The 20,510-nt window shown below is 40.2% G+C and carries 12 protein-coding genes; 6 read left to right on the top strand and 6 right to left on the bottom strand.

The annotated features are described in order from the left end of the window. Positions 1 to 26: 26 nt before the first annotated feature. The 5 genes from OK025_RS14200 to OK025_RS14180 all read left to right on the top strand — a co-directional run bounded on the left by OK025_RS14200 (position 27) and on the right by OK025_RS14180 (position 7,010). Positions 27 to 251: a YdeI/OmpD-associated family protein gene (locus OK025_RS14200; protein ID WP_159731546.1), complete on the top strand. Its 225-nt coding sequence runs from the start codon at positions 27 to 29 to the stop codon at positions 249 to 251. A 535-nt stretch (positions 252 to 786) separates the two neighbouring features. Then, on the top strand, positions 787 to 1,209 hold the full coding sequence (locus tag OK025_RS14195; RefSeq protein WP_317664647.1) for a hypothetical protein: 423 nt from the start codon (positions 787 to 789) through the stop codon (positions 1,207 to 1,209). A 105-nt stretch (positions 1,210 to 1,314) separates the two neighbouring features. Then, positions 1,315 to 2,400 carry an efflux RND transporter periplasmic adaptor subunit gene (locus OK025_RS14190; RefSeq protein ID WP_317664646.1) on the top strand — a complete coding sequence of 362 codons (1,086 nt, stop codon included), beginning with the start codon at positions 1,315 to 1,317 and terminating at the stop codon, positions 2,398 to 2,400. Positions 2,401 to 2,416: 16 nt separating this feature from the next. Beyond that, positions 2,417 to 5,578 (top strand): efflux RND transporter permease subunit, encoded by a 3,162-nt coding sequence (locus OK025_RS14185; RefSeq protein ID WP_317664644.1) that lies wholly within the window; start codon positions 2,417 to 2,419, stop codon positions 5,576 to 5,578. Further along, positions 5,571 to 7,010: an efflux transporter outer membrane subunit gene (locus OK025_RS14180; RefSeq protein ID WP_317664642.1), complete on the top strand. Its 1,440-nt coding sequence runs from the start codon at positions 5,571 to 5,573 to the stop codon at positions 7,008 to 7,010. The genes OK025_RS14185 and OK025_RS14180 overlap by 8 nt, the downstream gene beginning before the upstream one ends. Positions 7,011 to 7,083: 73 nt before the next feature. Here the strand turns inward: OK025_RS14180 and OK025_RS14175 are convergent, their stop codons facing one another. Further along, positions 7,084 to 13,083, bottom strand: coding sequence for an alpha-2-macroglobulin family protein (locus tag OK025_RS14175; protein ID WP_317664641.1), 6,000 nt, complete (start codon positions 13,081 to 13,083; stop codon positions 7,084 to 7,086). Positions 13,084 to 13,218: 135 nt separating this feature from the next. Then, positions 13,219 to 13,791: a hypothetical protein gene (locus tag OK025_RS14170; protein ID WP_120336345.1), complete on the bottom strand. Its 573-nt coding sequence runs from the start codon at positions 13,789 to 13,791 to the stop codon at positions 13,219 to 13,221. Between the two features lie 370 nt (positions 13,792 to 14,161). On the opposite strand from OK025_RS14170, the gene OK025_RS14165 reads away from it, so the two are divergent. Further along, complete coding sequence (locus tag OK025_RS14165; RefSeq protein ID WP_317664639.1) at positions 14,162 to 14,659, top strand: DinB family protein; 498 nt, start codon at positions 14,162 to 14,164, stop codon at positions 14,657 to 14,659. Positions 14,660 to 14,764: 105 nt separating this feature from the next. On the opposite strand, the gene OK025_RS14160 is transcribed toward OK025_RS14165, so the two are convergent. The 4 genes from OK025_RS14160 to OK025_RS14145 all read right to left on the bottom strand — a co-directional run bounded on the left by OK025_RS14160 (position 14,765) and on the right by OK025_RS14145 (position 20,509). After that, the gene (locus tag OK025_RS14160) at positions 14,765 to 15,403 is read right to left on the bottom strand and encodes a dihydrofolate reductase family protein (RefSeq protein WP_317664637.1); all 639 of its coding nucleotides are present in this window, start codon (positions 15,401 to 15,403) and stop codon (positions 14,765 to 14,767) included. A gap of 106 nt (positions 15,404 to 15,509) precedes the next feature. Further along, entirely contained in the window at positions 15,510 to 17,591 is a 2,082-nt protein-coding gene (locus OK025_RS14155) for a M48 family metallopeptidase (protein ID WP_317664635.1), read from the bottom strand. Positions 17,592 to 17,743: 152 nt separating this feature from the next. Further along, a complete protein-coding gene (locus OK025_RS14150; protein WP_317664633.1) occupies positions 17,744 to 18,670 on the bottom strand; it encodes a glyoxylate/hydroxypyruvate reductase A in 927 nt (308 codons plus the stop codon). A 126-nt stretch (positions 18,671 to 18,796) separates the two neighbouring features. Then, positions 18,797 to 20,509: a RagB/SusD family nutrient uptake outer membrane protein gene (locus OK025_RS14145; RefSeq protein ID WP_317664631.1), complete on the bottom strand. Its 1,713-nt coding sequence runs from the start codon at positions 20,507 to 20,509 to the stop codon at positions 18,797 to 18,799. Between the last annotated feature and the right edge of the window lies 1 nt (position 20,510).

Raw genomic sequence — 20,510 nt, 5'->3', positions numbered from 1 at the left:
TTATAGGGAATCAAATGATAAAATACATGCTAAAAAAAGGTGAACATATTGAAGGCGTCCCTATGGAACTCCAACAATTGTTGGATATGGACGAAAAAGCCAATGCTTTTTTTGAAACACTTTCCAAATCATACAAACAAGGCTATTGTGATTGGGTTGGATCAGCAAAACAGGAACAAACCCGAAAGACAAGGGCTGAAAAAGCAATACAAATGCTACGAAATAATCAGAAAACCCTTAAAACGGTCTAGAACAAGCCAATTGGGCATTACGGTTGCTACCTACTTATCAAAAAGTACCGTAAGCCATTTTGCCCAATTGTAAGAATATGTATTAGGGCCGCCTCAATAAACTAGATCAAGCGACAGCAAAGTACCCTATAAAAGAACAAGTCACTTTTCAATCAAGCAAACTTTTTAAAAAACTCATTCACAACAGCATAAAAGCAGGACAAACGATTTCACCTATTAGAGAATGAAAAAAGTCAAATTTGCCCTTCCCCAACTCATTCAAAAGAACATCAAACTAAAAAAAAAAAACGAAAATCAACCCGAAAAACACCTAAAAACATAACCCTTTAAAGAAAACCAAAGCTATTTAGGTCATATTTTTTAAAAATATCACCTAAACGCAATTTCAAAAACGGAATTTGAGCAATTTTTACACAAATAATCACTAAAACACCATCAGTTTAAATACTTTGTAACAATATTACATAAACTTTAAAATTTCCATACCGAAATCACTTGTATCATTTTTAAAGTTTAATTACATTTGCTTTCAAGGATGCAAGGAAAATTCCATCAATATCTGTTCGGCGTAGTTTGCGCAATGCTTATCAGTTTTGGCTGGTATCATGTGCCAACACCAAATAATATCCCCTCCCGCAATCTTCATGCTGTCAATCACTTCAACAAGGAAGTAAAAAGCGAAGGTTATGAGACCAAAGTTATTCGCAAAACTAAACGTCATCGGCATGAAAAACTAAGGGCTTATTTTTCAGAAAATGATAACGAAAATGACGACACGGGAAGTGACTCCAATAGCCCTAACTTATTCGCACTTAGCGGAAATGATTTTGGAAATCTAGCCGCCTATATCCATCCTCAATTTCACAATACTCGCACAGCAGTTTCGCTTGCAAATTCCAACCAGCTTACTTCACGAAAAAACGCCCTATACATCCATTACAGTGTATTCAGGCTGTGATTTTTTAATAATTTCTTAAAAAAACATCAAAATAGCTTTCAAAATCATCTGGAAGCATGTCACACTATTGTTCAATTTTTCGAAAAAAATTAAAAAACTATTATCATGGTCATGAGAAGCTTTATGTATATAAGCCTGTGCCTTATTATTCTATCTACAAGCTGTCAGTCAGAAAAAAAAGACAAAAAAGAAGCTGCAGTTTTCAACGTCACTACTCCTTTGGTCAAAGATACAATTGTCAATAAAGACTATGTCGCCCAAATCCGTTCGATCAACCATATTGAATTGCGCGCGCAGGAAAAAGGCTACATTCAATCGATATTTGTCGATGAAGGTCAATTTGTACAAAAAGGACAACCCCTCTTTAAAATCATGCCCAACCTCTATGAGTCCGATGTTAATCGTGCCAAAGCTGAGGTAAAATATGCTGAAATCGAATATCAGAATACCAAAAATCTGTCCGAAAAAGATATTGTAGCTCCGCAGGAAACTGAAATGGCAAAAGCAAAATATGAAAAAGCCAAAGCTGAGTTAGCCGCTATGAATACGCATCTCAAATTTACCGACATCGTAGCACCGTTTTCAGGAATCGTTGGTAAGCTTCATGTCCGTAAAGGAAGTCTTGTCGATGAAGGCGAGTTGATCACAGAACTGTCCGATAACAGTAAAATGTGGGTTTACTTCAATGTCCCCGAAGTCGAATACCTCAATCAAATGGACGCAAAAAAAGACAATAGCCCGCTGCATGTACGGTTAAACATGGCCAATGGAAAAGAATTCGGTCATGAGGGTATTGTTGAAACAATTGAATCAGACTTCAATAATGAAACTGGAAATATTGCCTACAGAGCGACTTTTCCAAATCCAAAGGGATTATTGCGTTATGGCGAGACAGGTAATATAGTCATTACATCGCCCTATAATAACGCGCTTATGATACCGCAGAAAGCTACATTCGAGGAGCTTGAAAAAAAATATGTTTACGTTATTACAAAAGATAATAAAGTAAAAGCAAGAGAAATAAAAATTGCTGCCGAACTGCCACATATCTATGTTGTTTCTTCCGGATTGGGCAAGGACGAAAAGATTCTACTGAATGGACTTCGCATGGTACAGGAAAACCAGACTATTGAATCCAAATATCAGACTCCGGAGAAAGTCATGTCAAACTTAGATTTATATGCAGAGTAATTAAAAAAGCAGCATTATGTTTAAAAAAGTAATACATCGACCGGTATTTGCTATTGTCATATCGGTGGTAATCCTATTTATCGGAGGTTTGGCCATAAAGCAACTTCCTACAGAGCAATTTCCAAAAATCGCACCGACAACTGTGGCGGTCTCCATTGCCTATCCTGGTGCAAGTGCTGATGTACTTGTAAAATCCTCACTGATTACACTGGAGAATGCAATCAATGGTGTACAGGGAATGCGCTATATCGCAACCGATGCGACCAGTGCCGGTGAAGCAACCGTAAACGTCGTATTTGATCCTGGAACAGACCCCAACGATGCCGTAGTACTGGTGAAAACCCGGGTGGATCAGGTTATGCCACTCTTGCCTGAACTTGTTCAAAAGGAAGGAGTCGTCGTCAATCCAATTCAGCCCAGTATGCTGATGTACGTGAATCTTTACAGTACCAATAAAAGCATGGATGAAAAGTTCTTGTACAACTATGCAACTGTAAACATCATTCCTGAAATCAATCGTATCCACGGAATCGCCAAATCGCAAATCTTAGGTAGCCGTAGATATGCCATGCGCGTCTGGTTAAATCCCGATCGTATGCGAGCTTACAGCTTGTCGGTTGACGAAGTGATGAAAGCGATAGGAGAACAAAGTATCATCGGCCGTCCAGGTCGACTGGGACAAAGCTCAGGTATTGCTGCGCAATCCCTCGAATATGTCCTAACCTATAAAGGGCAATACAATACACCTGAACAATATGACAATATTATCGTTCGCGCAAACGGCGACGGTGAAAACATCAAGTTAAAAGACGTGGCTAAAGTCGAACTGGGAAGTGAATTCTTTGACATCTATTCCAATTTAGACGGGCATCCCTCGGCTTCGATTGTGTTGAAACAGAATTATGGTAGTAATGCCAATGACGTTATCAAAGATGTGAAGGCAAAACTTGCGGAGATGAAAGGTAACTTTCCTCCAGGAATAGACTATAAAATCAGTTATGATGTATCCCAATTCCTGGATGCTTCTATCGAACAGGTGATGCATACCCTACGCGATGCTTTTATTTTAGTTGCCATTGTCGTCTTTATTTTCCTGGGCGATTGGCGTTCGACTTTGATTCCGATCATCGCCGTGCCCGTTTCGTTGATAGGTACATTCTTCGTCATCCAATGGTTCGGCATGTCGATCAACTTAGTGACCTTGTTTGCGTTGGTGCTTGCCATTGGGATTGTCGTAGACAACGCCATTGTGGTCATTGAAGCCGTACATGCCAAAATGGAAGAAAGTGCCATATCGCCGTACAGTGCTGTAAAAGAAGTCATGGCCGAAATCGCAGGTGCTATTATCGCTATTACAGCTGTTATGGTTGCCGTTTTTATCCCCATTTCATTTATGACAGGTCCTGTCGGAACATTTTACCGTCAATTTTCAATTACCATGGCCAGTTCCATCGTGATATCTGCAGTAGTCGCATTAACCCTTACTCCTGTGCTGGCTGCGATGCTCCTGAAAAATAACCATGGTAAACCAAAAAAATCAAACGTATTCACTAAATCGCTCGACCTTTTTAACCGTACTTTTGATAAAATAACGGGCAAGTATGCCTCCTTACTTCGTAAAATTGCCAGCCGAAGAGTGATTACATGGGGTATCTTAATAGCATTCTGTGTCGGAATTTTCGTCATTAACAAAACGCTTCCAGGAGGTTTTATACCGAGTGAGGACCAAGGCACAATATATGCCATTATTCAGACTCCTCCAGGATCAACATTGGAACAGACCAATAAGCTTTCCAGAGAGCTCCAGAAGATCTGTCAAGGGGTAGATGGCGTAGAATCTGTCTCATCACTGGCAGGTTATGAAATCATGACCGAAGGTCGTGGATCGAATGCCGGAACCTGTCTTATCAACCTCAAAACCTGGGGTGAACGTGAACACTCCGTTAAAGAGATCATGGAAGAACTCGAAGAAAAATCAAAAAATCTAGGTGCAACGGTTGAATTCTTCGAACCTCCCGCTGTTCCTGGGTTTGGTTCTTCTGGAGGTTTCTCCATGCGCCTGCTGGACCTCAATAGAACCACCGATTACCAAGATTTCGATAAAGTAAATAAAGCGTTTATCGCTAATTTAAAGAAACGTAAGGAACTGACCGGGGTCTTTACATTCTTTGCCGCTAACTACCCACAATACGAATTGGTATTTGACAATAACGCCGCCATGCAAAAAGGCGTTTCCATTGGTAAAGCCATGGACAACCTCAATATCCTTATCGGTAGTACCTATGAGCAGGGTTTTATCCGTTTCGGTCAATTCTTCAAAGTCTATGTACAATCTTCACCAGAATTTAGAAGGCTACCTTCCGATATCATGAACCTTTACGTCAAAAACGATCATGACCAGATGGTTCCTTATTCGGCCTTTATGACCTTAAAAAAAACACAGGGACCAAACGAAATCACGCGCTACAACATGTACAATTCGGCCGCCATCCGTGGACTTCCGGCAAATGGATATACAACGGCCGACGCTATTCAGGCAATCAACGAAACTGCACTTCAAACATTACCACATGGCTATAAAGTTGCCTGGGAGGGCTTGTCCTATGATGAGGCTCAACGTGGAAACGAAGCCGTTTATGTCTTTTTAGTTGTCTTAGTCTTCGTATATCTTGTACTTGCTGCGCAGTACGAAAGCTTTATCATTCCGTTTGCGGTATTGTTGTCGCTACCAGTTGGTGTCTTTGGATCATTCTTCCTATTAAAAGCTATGGGACTTGAAAATGACATCTATGCGCAGGTCGGGTTGATCATGATTATTGGTTTATTGGGTAAAAATGCGGTGCTTATCGTAGAATTTGCCGTGAAAAGGCGCCAAGCTGGCGATAGCATATTGGAAGCAGCTATTGAGGGTTCACGAGCACGTTTCAGACCGATCCTCATGACCTCATTTGCATTTATCGCTGGACTTGTACCACTTGTCTTTGCCAGTGGTGCCGGAGCTATTGGTAACCATACCATAGGTGCCTCAGCGCTGGGAGGTATGCTCGTCGGAACAATCTTTGGCGTTATTGTCATTCCCGGACTCTACTACATTTTTGCAAAATTGGCTGACGGAAGAAAAATGATCCAAGCCGAAGACGAATCACCATTAAGCGAAGACATGATACATTATGAATAAGAACAGATTATATCACTATACAGGTTTCGCACTTTTCTTGCTTAGTCTTGCAGCCTGCAAACCACTGGAAATAAAACAACGTGCCGAAAATAGAACCGTTCCCGGAAAATATGGGGATGCTGACAGCGACACCGTGAATACAGGAAAAATCAAATGGAACAGCTATTTCAGCGATCCCAATCTACAAGGACTGATCGGTCAGGCACTAGCAAACAACCAGGAGTTACATATTATGCTTCAGGAAATTGAAATAGCCAAAAATGAGGTAAGCGCCAAAAAAGGTGAATATCTACCTTCCGTAGGCGTAAAAGTTGGCGCTGGGGTCGACAAAGTTAGTCGCTACACAAACATTGGAGCGATGGAAAAGAATACAGAAATCGAACCCGGACGCGAAATGCCTGAACCGCTATTTGATTTTGGAGTTGGTGTACAGGCACAATGGGAAACAGATATCTGGGGTAAACTCCACAATGCGACCAAAGCGCAGCTGCAACGGTACTTTGCCAGCGTGGAAGGCAAAAACTTTATGGTAACTCACCTGATCGCTGAAATTGCAGATTCTTACTATGAACTCCTAGCGCTCGACAATGAACTTATGGTTATCAATGAGAATGTAAAGATTCAAAACGATGCACTGGTCGTGGTAAATGATTTGAAGAAAAATGCGCGATCCAATAAACTTGCCGTCAAAAGATTTGAAGCCCAGATATTGAAAACCCAAGGTATGCAATATGATATCAAGCAGAAAATCACAGAAACAGAAAATAGAATAAACTACCTTGTTGGAAGATTCCCGCAGCCGGTTCAAAGGGATCAACAATCATTTGATAAGCTTGTTCCGCAAACCGTTTATGCCGGCATCCCGGCCGACCTCCTGGAAAACAGACCTGATATAAAACAGGCTGAATATGAACTTGCAGCGTCCAAACTGGATATCAAATCGGCCAAAGCCCGCTTTTACCCTTCATTGGACATTGCGGCAGGAGTAGGTTTTCAAGCTTTTGACCCGACTTATCTCATCAAACCGGAAGCCTTTCTTTCTTCCCTCGTTGGTGAACTCACCGCCCCTTTGATCAACAAACGGGCAATTAAAGCCGCATATTATAATGCAAATGCGCGACAGGTTCAGGCTGTTTACCATTATGAGCAGACCATATTAGCGGCTTATATTGAAGTTGCAAACCAGCTCTCCAAAATTAAAAATCTGGAGAATGGCTTACAAATTAAGACCAAGGAAGTCGATGCATTAAATGAGTCTATCGGTATTTCCAACGACCTCTTTAAATACGCCCGCGCAGATTATATGGAGGTTCTGCTGACACAACGCGATGCCCTGGAATCCAAATTTGAGCTCGTTGAGAAAAAGGTCAACCAACTCAAAGCAAGCGTAGCCATATACAGATCCTTAGGTGGTGGATGGGATCATCAATAGCACAATTTAATTTTAGTTTTTATATGTTGGGGACTTATCATGTGATAAGTCCCTTTTTTTTGTAAAAGCATATTTACTCCACCACGATTTCTTTCATTTTCTCGTTTCCATAGTATGTCGGGAAATACATTAATTCAGCCTTCGCGGGATTGACAGTATAAGTCCCGGTATAACGAGGTAAAAGTTCGATCTCAAAGGTATGCGTACCTTTCCCCAGTTTGTTGCAAAAAATGACAACACGATCTTTGAAATGCTCCCGGTGCGCCTCGATTCTATAGTATCCATTGGTTTTGGTTTCATAAGAACATCCCGCCGGTATAGGAACTTCGATCTGCACATACTCAGCTTCACCAGTTAACGTTACGCTTGCTTCAAGTTTTACCGGCTTCCCTTCCTTGAGCGCCGCTACCGTAGCACCATTGTCCTTAAAACGCGTTGCCACGGCAAGGCCCTTTTCTTTTTCTATGACAGGATCTGGATTCCAAAAATTTTGATAGGCTGTCACAAAAGCCGGCCCCGTCCCTTCTTTCCGCACTTTAATCTGTTCATCCGACTTAAAGCTTTGCGTATACGGAAATGTAGTGACGCGTTTGCCATTGATGACCATAACCGGTGCCTGGAAAGACTCACCCTCTTTCAGTAAATCAGGAAGAATACTTCGTATGATACGCGAAGATTCGTAGATATTATACCATTGGTTTTGCTGCCGCTGCGCGAAAAAGTAATTACGGATATTTTCTAAATCCGAATCATGACCGCCAATTGATCTTAAGACACCATAAGCCAACAGTGTATTCTCGGTATTGGTTTCCGTCGGTCGCATAAAAAATCCGCCTTTCTGATCTGTTCTAGCTCCAGAAGTCCAATATAGCCCCCCTAAGACAGCCTTTGATGCGTATTTAAGAACGGTATCTGCAGCATGTGAATCTTTAATACCCAGTTTTGAAATCAATAGATATTTCAACAGTTTATCCTTGATGGTTTTACTTTTCAGTTTTGTATCAATTTCGAAGAAATAGTTTTTGTAATCGGTTTTAGGATCCAACCGGAGCAGATATAGCAGGGAGCTAAACAAATTCTCTTTGGCTCCGTGAAGGTGATCTTTATCCAATAGAAGATCCAGCGAAGCCAAGCTGCTTTTCAACATGGCCTTTTCACGTTCTGCATAGATCTCCGTATCGATCTCAACCTGGTATCCTGCTTCTCGGGCATCCAACAGTACCCCGATCACATAGTTGCTGATCCAGGTCACAGTTTCACTCTTGTTCCACCAGCCCCAGCCCTGATTGGAATTTTTGTTTTTCTGTAACTCTTTCAGGAGATCCCTTATTTTCTTATCGTCTGTAAAGGGTTTTCCGATCAATTTTGTAAGCTCTTTTTTAGAAAGCAATGCGCTCAATTTGGAAGCCATCTGTTCATTACATAGAAATTTGTAACGATCGATCGATTCGATTTCCCGTTGTAAAAATTCCAGCGAATTTGCTTCGGCATGCAAGGTGATTTCGCCTAGCGCCGGAGAAGTTTTTAGCAAATACTCTTCGGTACTGTTGAGCACTTTAAAATCTCCTTCATGTTGTTCAAGCCCCTTTTCAAAAATCGGAATGCTACGTTTTTCACCATCAAAATATCCATTTGACAATCCGATCGAATAAGCAAGTTGGATGCTGTCCCCCTGATCGGCAATAACCGATATAGGATCCCGATAGGACTTTGCAATTTTTAACTTTGCCTCCTGCGTTGTTAGTCCATTGTTGATGGTACGCAAGAGCTGTAAGCTGTCGCTAAGATAATTGACAACCCGTCCCATGGCTGTAAACTGATCACCTCTGATGGCAAATCGGGGAGTCGCCAAATGTGCCGAAACAGCTTTAAAAGATTTGATATTTAGCTCTTTTATGTCGGCAAAATTTTTACTTCCTTTAGCAATAAAGAATGTTCGCCAATTGGTAATATCATCCGGATAGGTCGCTTCAAAATTAGCTTTTCCCTGAGCATCGGTAGTTAGCTTTGGCTGCCAGAATGCATCATCGCGGAAGTTCACGCGCATCGTATTTCCAGATTCCAAATAGGGCATATCCACAGCACCTGTCGATGCCGCAGATGCTCCAGCTTTCATCTGAACCATCACTACGCCGTTGGCGGCCCGAGCACCATACAATCCAAGCATAGATTGATCTTTAATCACATTCAATGACGCGATAGTCGATGGATCAAGACTTGAAATATCACCTTCAAAGGGAACTCCGTCTACTAAAATCAATGGTTTTTCATTGGGGGCCGGACTAGCAGCGCCACGAATGCGAACCCCTGCTACGACTCCCTGTAACATACCAGTAGTCACCCCATCCATCCTAGCATTGATCGATTTCACTGCCGCAGTCAATGATTGCCTTTTTTGGACGCCATACCCCACAACAACCACTTCATCCAATTGATTTTCGCTTGGCTTTAACTCCACGAAATAATCTTTGCCACTGGAGACTTTGACTGTAGTTGTATTATACCCTAAAGCAGCAATCTCAAGAACAGTATTTTTGTCATCAGAGAGCTCAAGTTCCAAACTACCGTCAAAGCTTGTGAAATATCGTTTTTTGGTATCCGAAACACTCACCTTAGCCCCAATTAATGGCGTATCACCATCGTAAACCAAAATCCTTGCGACCTTATTATTCTTTCTTTTCGCTCTAAAATCTTCCCGGTCTATTTTTAAGAGCCGCGGATCAATCTCTTGCCCATGTCTTATAGAATCCTGCAATGGATTTTCCACGGTACGTACAATAATTTCATCGCGTACAAGTTTGTAAGCCAATCTCGCCGCTTGGGATGCATTGCTCCATTGAATAGAATCCAGTCTGAGATAATTCATCCCATTGGCTTTGAGTTTGATTGGCAAACTAAAAGAAGTTGAATCATCCTTTACTATATGCAAAGTAACATCGCCGACCGGAAGATCTCCAAAAGTTCGATGCCCACCGTAAAACAGTCGAAAATACATTCTCTCCTCTACATTTGTCGGTTCAATAAAGATCAATGTAGGTCGAATGCCTTTTTGTGCAACATCATTGCCCAAAATTAAATTCAATTTAAAAATAGCCTCATTTTTTCCTTTCTTCACCGTAGCAAATTGTGCAGGTCCCGTGCTATTTTGCATGGTCTCTTCGAAAGTACGTTCTACGTTTGCCTTGATATCATCCAATGTCCATACCCTCGCCTGAAAGTCTAAATTTGGCGTAAAATCATACAGATCAATCCGCATAGGATTGCCATCCCAACTTTTTTGCTTTTGATAATTTTTATAGATACTATATTGATAGCCCCCTTCAATTTCAAAACGTCCAATTTTCGCTGTGTCAACCAGGAGCGTACCTATTTTGGACACACCATTATACATTTCTGTCCTTGGAAATGGTCCCACGAGCAGGGGTACGGGAACCTGTGTACGCAACCGGTTATCGTAAACAGTTTTTCTTACGGGATTGAGGTAGTAGAGATCTCCCGCTGTCTGGATATATGCCGGCATCTCAATCAATGCATTATTATTGGGTAATTGCCAGGCTCCAAAATTGTTGGTTACTGTAATCAACTGGCGCTTCAATTCAGTCAATTCGCTTTTGTACAACTTACCGACATCTTCTTTAGGTAAGCGATAAACTAGAATCTGGCCTTTGCTGAATGCCTTATTGGGATAGGTAAAACCAATCGTATCTTGTGAGGCATTAAAGGAAACAATGATCTTTTTTCCCTTGTCAACATAAAAGCCACTTACACGAATATCGCGATCCTTGGTCCTAAATCTAAAATCATGCTGCCCCGGAGAAACTTCAAAAATAGCATTGTTATTTTGTTGTTCTTGTTTAGCATAAGTCAGCACGCCGTCTATCCAAACTAGATGTACCCCTTGCACCGCACCATTTACTATGACATAAGGGGAAATCTGGCTCTTGACAGCATCTAGAGGAAGAGACTCCTGATAATAATCTTTGGGATATAAAAACCGATAAAAAGCCATTGTATCCAACTGCATATCTTTAGACCATTTTGCCCAATTTTGAAGAGCTCCCTGATGAGCCTTCTCATCATCATCCAAACTAAAATTAAGATTTTGTGAGACGCTTGCCCTTCGCATCAGACCACCAATAGTAATATTTGGAGTGGTTGCAGACCTAAATTTTGAGGTAAAACCATAGGCCGTAATATCGACATCTTTCAACGGTTTTCCATTCTTATCGGTAACAGAAAGTTCTACGTCGGCCTTCTGCCCCGGATAAACTGTCGTCGCCGTGTTGACGGCCAAATTTAAATTTTTCTCCACATAGGGTAATTCTTCCCGGATAACTTTTGATTTTCCTCCAAAAAGATAGGTGATTTCCATGCTATATCCGTCTTTTCCACGGGCTAAAAATGTACTATTTAGTTCGGTATCATAACCCGAAGCAATCGTACGACCAGCACGATGGACACGATACCAAAATGGAATCATAGCGGGATTATTGACATGCAAAATCACCGAATCCGCAGTTCGATAAAACCGATAATTCAGTTGTGCCTGCTCCTGATCCTCCAGATATACACTTTTACTGAATCCATTCGACTTGACAACAATTTCTTCGGCCTGCCAAGGTATAGAAACCAAATTAGGTAAACTCAAATTTTCAGTCTTCAGCACTTCACGATGTTCACCTAATATCATTAGCTGAGCAGTTGCTGGCATCGCAACACCTTTTTCGAAATACTTCAGTTCTGCATGCCCGTCTTTTACAGCAATACGAATTTCTTTTTCGCTGTTGAGTATATTAAGGTCAAGACTTCGCTCAATTCTTTCATTATCCGAACTTAGGTAGGTGCCAATAACCCGAAATGTAAGACCTATGTCAGCCGGAAAGATTGAATCAGGCAATACAATTTCCTTTTCCGCGACATCTGCGAGCGAAACGCTCGTTTGCCATAATGTATCTGGAATAAAATTGACCTTATTGGGTTTAACATCAAGCTTATAAAGTGGACTTGTCACAACACGCAAATCTACTTTCCCATCATATATGGGCATTTCATTTTCATTTAAAGCTTTTAGTTTCAGTCGCACACTGTCTCCTTTGGCATATTTCGTCTTTTCGGACGTCATAGTAAAGCTTAGGCTTTTTAACTCATAGTCTTCATATCGGAAAGACTGATGCTGCAAGACGTCTTTGGCTTTTGTAGATTCTAAAGAAATCCCATAATCTTTATCAAGGATAAGGCCAAGCCCCTTCAAATCAAATGCAAAGTTGTACATTCCTGGACGATAGGGAGCAAGTCGGGCCAAAACGGTATCTTTGGCATATCCATACCCACCTGTCAGACGTACGGCAATAGAATCACGGTAAGGTTTCCATTTTTCTTCCTCAAGATAAGCTTTAAATTTAACCTGCTCATTTGGCTTATACATTGGCTTGTTAAAAACCATAAAGCTTTCTGTCCGTTCAGTTTTTTGTTTATGAAAGAACCTCTTAATCTTAAACTTTGTTCTAAGCCAGCTATTTTTGATTCCTCTCCATAATGGAACCTTTTCTTTGTAAGGCCAACTCCGTTCTACACTCAGGTAATGATAGACACCCTTATGTTCAATACTGACGATATCGTCACTATTTGCATTGGCAGCTTTATAATAATGAAACTTCTTATCGAATGACATGCGACGTCCCTTCACTTTTACTTGCGCATCTTTTATAATCGTTCCCAGCGAATCGTATAGACAAATCGCAAAAATTTCTGCCGGAATAATCTTGACATATAGGTTATCACTAATCAACTCCTGATAAATGAGATCAGCTCCACTGGCGCGGACCTGAACATAATTACCTGGGGGCAAAGTCGGCTGTGGACTTCCGGCCTTATACTTAAGAAAAAAATCGCTGAGCATAGCTTCATCGAATTTCTTTTCTCCCAGGTGAATTTTTCTTAAAACTTCTGGGCTCAGTTTATAAATATAATAGTCAGCAGATCCACGCGGGCTATTGAATAAGTTCGATTGCCCACAAAGGACCACAGAATACAGAACAGCTAAAAAGCAGACAACAATTGATTTCCATTTCATGTTTAAGATACTGGCTAAATTCTTTTAAAAATAGATAAATTTACCTAAAGCCAAGTACTAGATTCTTTCGTCCGGCACTTCAACTTTTGTGCATGGATGCGAAGAATATCCAAATTCCATAAATGGAGAAAAAAATTACAATTTCAACCTACCTTTGATTGAATCTATAACTTCAGTGTCCGAGGGAAAGTCACCTGCTCCCGAACCGGAGGAACGATTGACCAAAGGCGGCTCCTCACCATATAGGGTATCGCGGGCGATGACTACCTTCTTGTCGAGATCTACATAGCTGATAATATAATTGCGCTGATAAGCTTTATCTTTTTGACCGATCTTATTGACGTACTCTCCTTTTTCCTGCATGTCCATCGCTATCATAACAATGCCTTTGACAGCATCACCGGGATAATTATCTACTGTTCCCAATGCCTCGTTCCATTTTTCCTTATAAGTTATTCCCAAATCACCGGCACCGCCATTTTCAAGAATTAGACAGCTCTTCCCCCAGTCTACTGCGGACAATTGTACCGGATATTTATAAATAGCGGTATGATCGCCAAAACCAGCTAAAATTCGGGAAGATAATTGTTCTGTTTTTTCCTGATCCGCCTCCATATTTCCCAAAAGACGGTAAGCCCATATACCAATACCAATTACTGCAACCAATACCAGGCCTACAAAAGTGAATATTGCTTTCTTATTTCCCATAGTTCAATTTTATTTAATTAATTACCAATCAAATATACTTAGACTATATACTCATTTTCACCCTTTTTACAATTCGCTTGACCTGCTTTATTATTTGCAGCGCTTGCTTAAATAAACGTTATAAAAAACAACTATTCGAGTCTTTGCAGTCCAAGTTTTCAACAACATGAGATAATAAGAACTGGCACTATTTTATTTTTATCCTAAATTGATGATTCTTCCAATTCATGCTGACACATAGCTGTCACACAGTGGTTATATCTTTGTTTAACCTTGGCAGGAAAAGAAATACTAAACGAAAAAACAATTCCAGATCAAAGGCTATTAGTAGGATAACTAATCGAATTTTAAATTATTACAGTAAAAAAACATGGAAACATTACCACAATTGAAAGAAGAATTAGCAAATGAATATCAAATTACAAAAAACTTTATTGCACTTTTCCCTGAAGGCAAGAATGAATATGTCCCACACGAAAAAAGCATGAAAATGATGCGTCTGGCAACCCACTTAGTCGAAGTGTTCGAATGGCCTAGCACCATTTTAAAGACTTCAGAACTTGACTTTGCCAAAAGTGCTTATGTGCCCACAAGTCTATTGACCCGGGATGATCTCTTAAAAAAATTGGACGAAGATTACGAAACCGGAAAAAATGCTTTAGAAACAGCTAAGGAAGAAGACTTGATTCCAAGCTGGACCATTAAAAATGATGGCCATGAACTGGCAAGCTGGAGCAAATACGGTGCTATTCGTCACTCGTTAAACCAAATTACACATCATAGAGCACAATTAGGTGTTTATTATAGACTCAATGACATCCCGTTGCCAGCAAGTTATGGACCTTCTGCAGATTCGCAAAATTTTTAAGCCCTTAATTGAATATACAAGATAAAGAATATCATAACATTTCTTCATGATATTCTTTATCTCGTATCAAGACAGCTGGCCTATTTTACAGCTCTTATAGTTTTTTTACACTGGACAATAGCTATGTGCAACCACGCCCCCAGGAAAAACTTGAACATTCACAAGCTTTAGATCGAGAAATCTAGAAAGACCGTCGAATATAGGCAGCCCAGTACCCAATGCAATTGGATGTGTGATCAGATGATATTCATCAATTAATTCGGTTTCAATTAAACTTCGCATAAAATCAGCACCTCCGTGTGCCAAGATCGGGCTTCCGTCCTCTGCTTTAAGCGCTTTTATTCCTGCTATTAAATCTCCATCAAAAACCCGAGCATTTGCCCAGGAAGAAATTGCTTCCATATTTTCCTCATTCACCACATCTTTACCTTGCTGCGCTTGTTTAAAAAAAACTTTCCCGGCAGAGAAAGCTTCTGTTTTCGGATCATAACTGTTATTAGTGAATAAAGCTTTAGGAATTCTATTCATTGCTGCTGCAAAAGAATTTGTGGCAGTAGGCCAGTATGACGCCATTACCTCAAAGGTTTTTCGACCCATGATATGAATACCTGCTGTCTCACAAATATGCAAGACCCAAGCTCTTGACTGATCATCTCCATTTTTAAACATCCAGTCAGTTTCACCATTGATGCCTGCAACAAAACCATCAATAGAAATAGACATCTTAATAATTAATTTTCTCATGACAAAAAGTTTAGTTCTTACTAAAACAATTCCAATTGTAAATCGGATCACTATACATCAAATTTAAACTATCGTCGTGAGTTTAGCCTAGGGACAAACCGTCAATCTAAGTGGTCAATTGCGACAGAACGCTGCCCTTGTCTTTATTTTCTTCAAGCGTCAGCATAAAATTCAAATAACACCTTTTCTTAGCAAAATGATGATCGTCGAGTAATTTCTTATACGTTGAAATAGCATTAAACATGATTTGGAGATTCTCTTCGTTATAATGATCTACATGAAAATAAACGAGCTCGCTGCTAATATAATTATCCAAAGAGCTGATTAGTTGCTCTTCCATATCAAGTTTGCTTTCAGGAAGCTCGAGCAGTACAGCAAGTTCTTTTTTAAATTCCTCTTCCCTTTTTTTAAGATCGCTCAATCTAGCTTCAATATCCACAAAAGGGAGCGTCTGAAATACAAACGTTGTGTTCTCCACCATTTCATTATAGCGGGTCTGTCCCGCTTCATAATTTTTATTAAACAAAGCAAAGTCCTTATATTTATGTTCAAATTCTGGGTGTTTCCCCTGAACTTCCGCAAGTTGTTCAAAATAAAAGTGAATATCCTGGTTATAACCTGCTATTTTTTTCGCCGTGATAGCAATGTCTTCCGCAATTTTTTGGAGTAATCCGGTTGCATCTGCTGGCCGATATTTCGTACCATCGTAATCAAAAGTCTTTAACTTTATCTCGCCTTTGCTAATTGCTTCAACAACATATTTATCATTTTCCAAACTATTGAGCTCATAAAGTGCTTCAACCTTACTATCGGCGAATAATTCTTCAAACGATTGTTGGGCTGGCTTTTTTCCCATGAGCGTATCCCCTTTCAAGATAGGATGATTATAATCATAGAAATCATTGAATCTTTGATCGATCGCATACATCGCTATTCTCTTTTCAAAATCCTCCGCAAAAGATGTAATCTCTAGGGCTGAAGGCATCTGCTGATACTGTATCCCCGAAAATAATTTATCAGAAATTTGATTGGCTATTGCAGCTCCATTGGAAAGTAAGGCAATAGCAGGATCATTGACGGTTTCCTGCTTAACAATATTAAGCTTCTGTAGTGCTATTACCCGGTCTTCATCCGAGGGATGTGATGACCACTGGTTTTCAAGATTTAACTTTGATTTATCATACTTTTTTAAAGTTGCCAATTCGATCTGTGGCAGGCCATTCCGCATCTGATATCTATTCCGCTCAGCAAACATCAACATAACACACCTATGTTCGGGATAAATGTTACTACTCCGTATATTTTCAGAAAATTTGCTATCATAAAAGCTAAGTACATTCGTGAGTGCATGATTGGCAAAGCTCAATCGCAATAGTGAATCGGCCAAAGCTTGGGAACCTGCAACATGCGCTGCAATTTCATCCGCATGGAACTCCATTTCGCGCGATAGCGCGAGATAATTGAGATTTACATACTCATAAAGATGTTTCAAAACATGCTGGATCTGCTGAATAATAAAAATGGATAGACTGATGAAAATAGCCGAATAACCACCGATATTTCCCCATTTCTCAAACATTTTATCAAGTGATTCGTTTTTATACAACATGTTGTAGATAATTTGATTGACATGGTATACATAACTACCTACCTTCATGCTCTTTTGTGAGAAGTGTCCAAATTCATGGGCGAGAATAGCCTTTAATTCCTGCTGTGTTACCGAATTTACCAGTCCAACACCAATCTGTAGGTTTTTTTGAATTGGAAGAAACATGCTCCAGAAATTCGAGTCGTAAAACACCGATGCATTGACATCGTGAGAAAGAAATACTTTCTTTGGAAAACTTGTATCCACCTCTTTCGCTACTTCATGGATAAGTGCGAATAGCTGCGGCTCGTCACCTTCATATATGCGGGTAAGATGACCTGTATCAACTTTTGTCGAGGTAAAGACAAATTTTAATAAAAAGAATAGAATGGTAAGTCCCGAACCGAATAACCCCAAACACAATACCGCGGTTAAAAACATAGGCTTGCTTGCGAAAATCACTATTCCCAATAGCGTAAAACCAACCGTGATACCTATTGCCAAGAGAAGAAGTAAGATATATGTGATTACAAAAACAACAATAGACAGAATTGTTTTACGTGCATGTTTCTTAAAATTTGCGGAGACTTGTACTTTCATAAAACTATTAATAAAGCAAGGATAATTGACTATATAAATCTAAAAAAATAAACTCGTTTACCTATAAGTTTATAAAAAATCAACAACAAAAAAATATGCTCAATTCATATCTTAGATTACCTGATCTTTATCTCCTTTAAGGAATATTATCATTAATACCCTTTTTTTAAAGAAACCTCATTCAGTAAAGCCTGCCCCTGAATCATTCGTTTATAATTATCCACTACCTGTTGGACCGACGAACTGATATTGGTCCTACTCGCTATATGTGGTGTTATAAAAATAGAAGAACAGGACCAAAATGGATGTTCTTTTGGCAACGGTTCCTGATGAAATACATCAAGGTAAGCCTCGGCAATCTGCCCCTTGTCAATCGCTTCCAGCAGCTCATTTTCAACGAGATGTTCGCCTCTACCAACGTTAATAAGAATCGTTCCACGCGTACACAAATTAAAAAGATTACGATCCAGAATCCCTCTAGTAATATCGGTCAAAGGTAGAATGTTAACAACAAAATCACTATTTTCCACAGCTGATCCCAGCCCCTCCTGCCCCGTAAAAGAAACTACCCCAGAAAGCTCTTTAGGGGAACTGGACCAACCTTTAACTTGAAATCCCAATTGGACCAACCTTTCAGCAACATAAGCTCCAATCTCACCTAAACCTAAAATGGTCACGCTGGTTTCACCATTGGATTTATATACTAGCGGTTGCCAATGCTGTTGTTTCTTTCCTGCAGTATACGCTGAAAAATTCTTCATTGCATACATCAAACAGGTCAAAATATGCTCAAACATATCGCTTTTCAGCATTGGATCTATAATCCTGCAAACGTGGAGCTGCGCAGGAATCTTGTTTGGAAATAAATGATCTATACCCGCCCCTCCGGACTGAATAACTTTTAAATTAGGAAAATGAGTATAGTAATTAACATCAGGTTTCCAACAAAGCGCAAATTCTATTGCCTCATAATTTTCTATTTCGGGATATATCTCCACCTTTACTTCAGGCAAATGTTTAGCAATCTCGGCCTTCCACTCTTCTGCCCGAGCACTATTCAATAGCAAAGCTATACTCATAATCTTTTTTTACGAAAATAACATTTATAAAAAATAAAGACAATGGACTTATTCAAGAATAAGCCCATTGTCCGATAATCTGTTGATTCGCCTAAAATATAGCATCCATATTCAAGACGAAAAATTCTATTTATAGCCTGGATTTTGTTTTAGGTTATCTCCGTCTTTATTATTCAGCTGAATTTCAGTTAGTGGAATCGGCAATAAGACATTGTAATCCTGAAAACCTGTCGTTATCTTATTTGCTGGACCGGAATCACCATTAAGTAAAATACGTTCCTTCAATTTATTCATTCTAACTAACGTCATTCGACGATTTTCTTCCGAAATCAGTTCACGGGCTCTTTCGTCCAGAATAAAATCAATCGTTAATTGACTGGCTGCGACTTTTCCCAATTGATTATTACTGGACTCCACGCGTGCTGCTTTGAACGAGCGGTCTCGCAGTTTATTGATATCCTCTGCGGCACCTGCTGTATTTCCCTGACGCAAACGAGCTTCTGCTCGCAACAAATAGGTTTCGCCAAATCTCATGACAGGCCAATCTTTTACCAATGCATAGCCAAAATCATCTAATGGATCATACCCCCCCCATTTCGTTGGAAAAGGATACCAAACTTCCAAACTATCGGTTCGGAAAGGGATAACTTTATCCCCTGTCTTGATGACAACATTTTTGATTCCGGTACCTTTTGCTACCCGAAATCCATCCGCGTCAACACCAATTTCTGCACTAAAGTTTGGACGATTGTAATTCGTTGTACGTCGAATATTGAAATTACTATTTCTTATATCTCCCTTTAGACCTTGCCAGACCTTATATTTCATAAAATTGCTAAGCCTTAACCTGCCATTTCCTCTTCCCCCCAGCGAATCGGCATTAATCATCCCATCCCATTTATGGTAAGCCGGCTGCCATACCCGGCGTTGTTGGGGGTTATCAATAGTACCACCGTTTACTTCTCGATTAAGTTCTACTTCAAAGGTCCAGATTGCCTCGGTATTTCCCTGTCCTCGACGCATATTACCCTGCCGAAACATATCTCTAAAATAATCACCCCCTTCGGACAGATATTTTCCGTAGCGTGCTTCGATCAGTTTATAATTACCGCCATCGATAATAGCCGTTGCCATTGCTTCTGCCTGTCCCAAATAGCTCGCGTCCCGCATACCTATTCTTAAAAACGCTTCTGCAGCAAGCTGTCTTGCCATATCTTTGTTAATGCGGCTAGGCGCACTGGCTTTTCCAAGATCTGGGAGCTCTTTAATAGCATAATCCAGATCTGCGGCTATAACTTTGTCAATTTCTGCAACTGAGGTCCGTGTATAATTAAATGAAGGTACTTTGATCGAACTTGTCAGCAGAGGCACGTCACCCCAAAGGGTAACAAGTATATTATAGGCATAGGCGCGAAAAAATTTTGCCTCGGCAGAAGCTTTCGCATTGCTATCTCCCACCCCATCTATCACAAGGTTCGCATTGTTAATAAATGCGTAACATTTTTCCCATAAAAAGCTTACGCCTCCATTTTCGGAGTTCAGATCGGCATACTGATAAAAAGGATTTTCGACTCCCTCCGTTGATCCAGCATTTGTAATATCTGTGCCAATCTGCCAACAGGAAAGAAATCCCTGTCTGCCACTATACCCCCAGAGCTGCGCAAAATTGTAATGTAAGCCTAACAATCTGTTCTCAACTGTAGTCGGATCAACATTGGTAGCATCATAACTTGAATAGGGTTTTTCGTCCAAATAACCTTTACCACAAGAACTTGCTCCTACGGACAACAAAGCCAGCATGGAAAATAAAGTTGTATAATTGTTTATCGTCTTTTTCATG

It is taken from the genome of Sphingobacterium sp. UGAL515B_05, assembly GCF_033097525.1.
GTDB lineage: Bacteria > Bacteroidota > Bacteroidia > Sphingobacteriales > Sphingobacteriaceae > Sphingobacterium.
The sequence above is the reverse complement of the archived record's forward strand: the minus strand, read 5'-3'. Positions and strand labels throughout refer to the sequence as shown.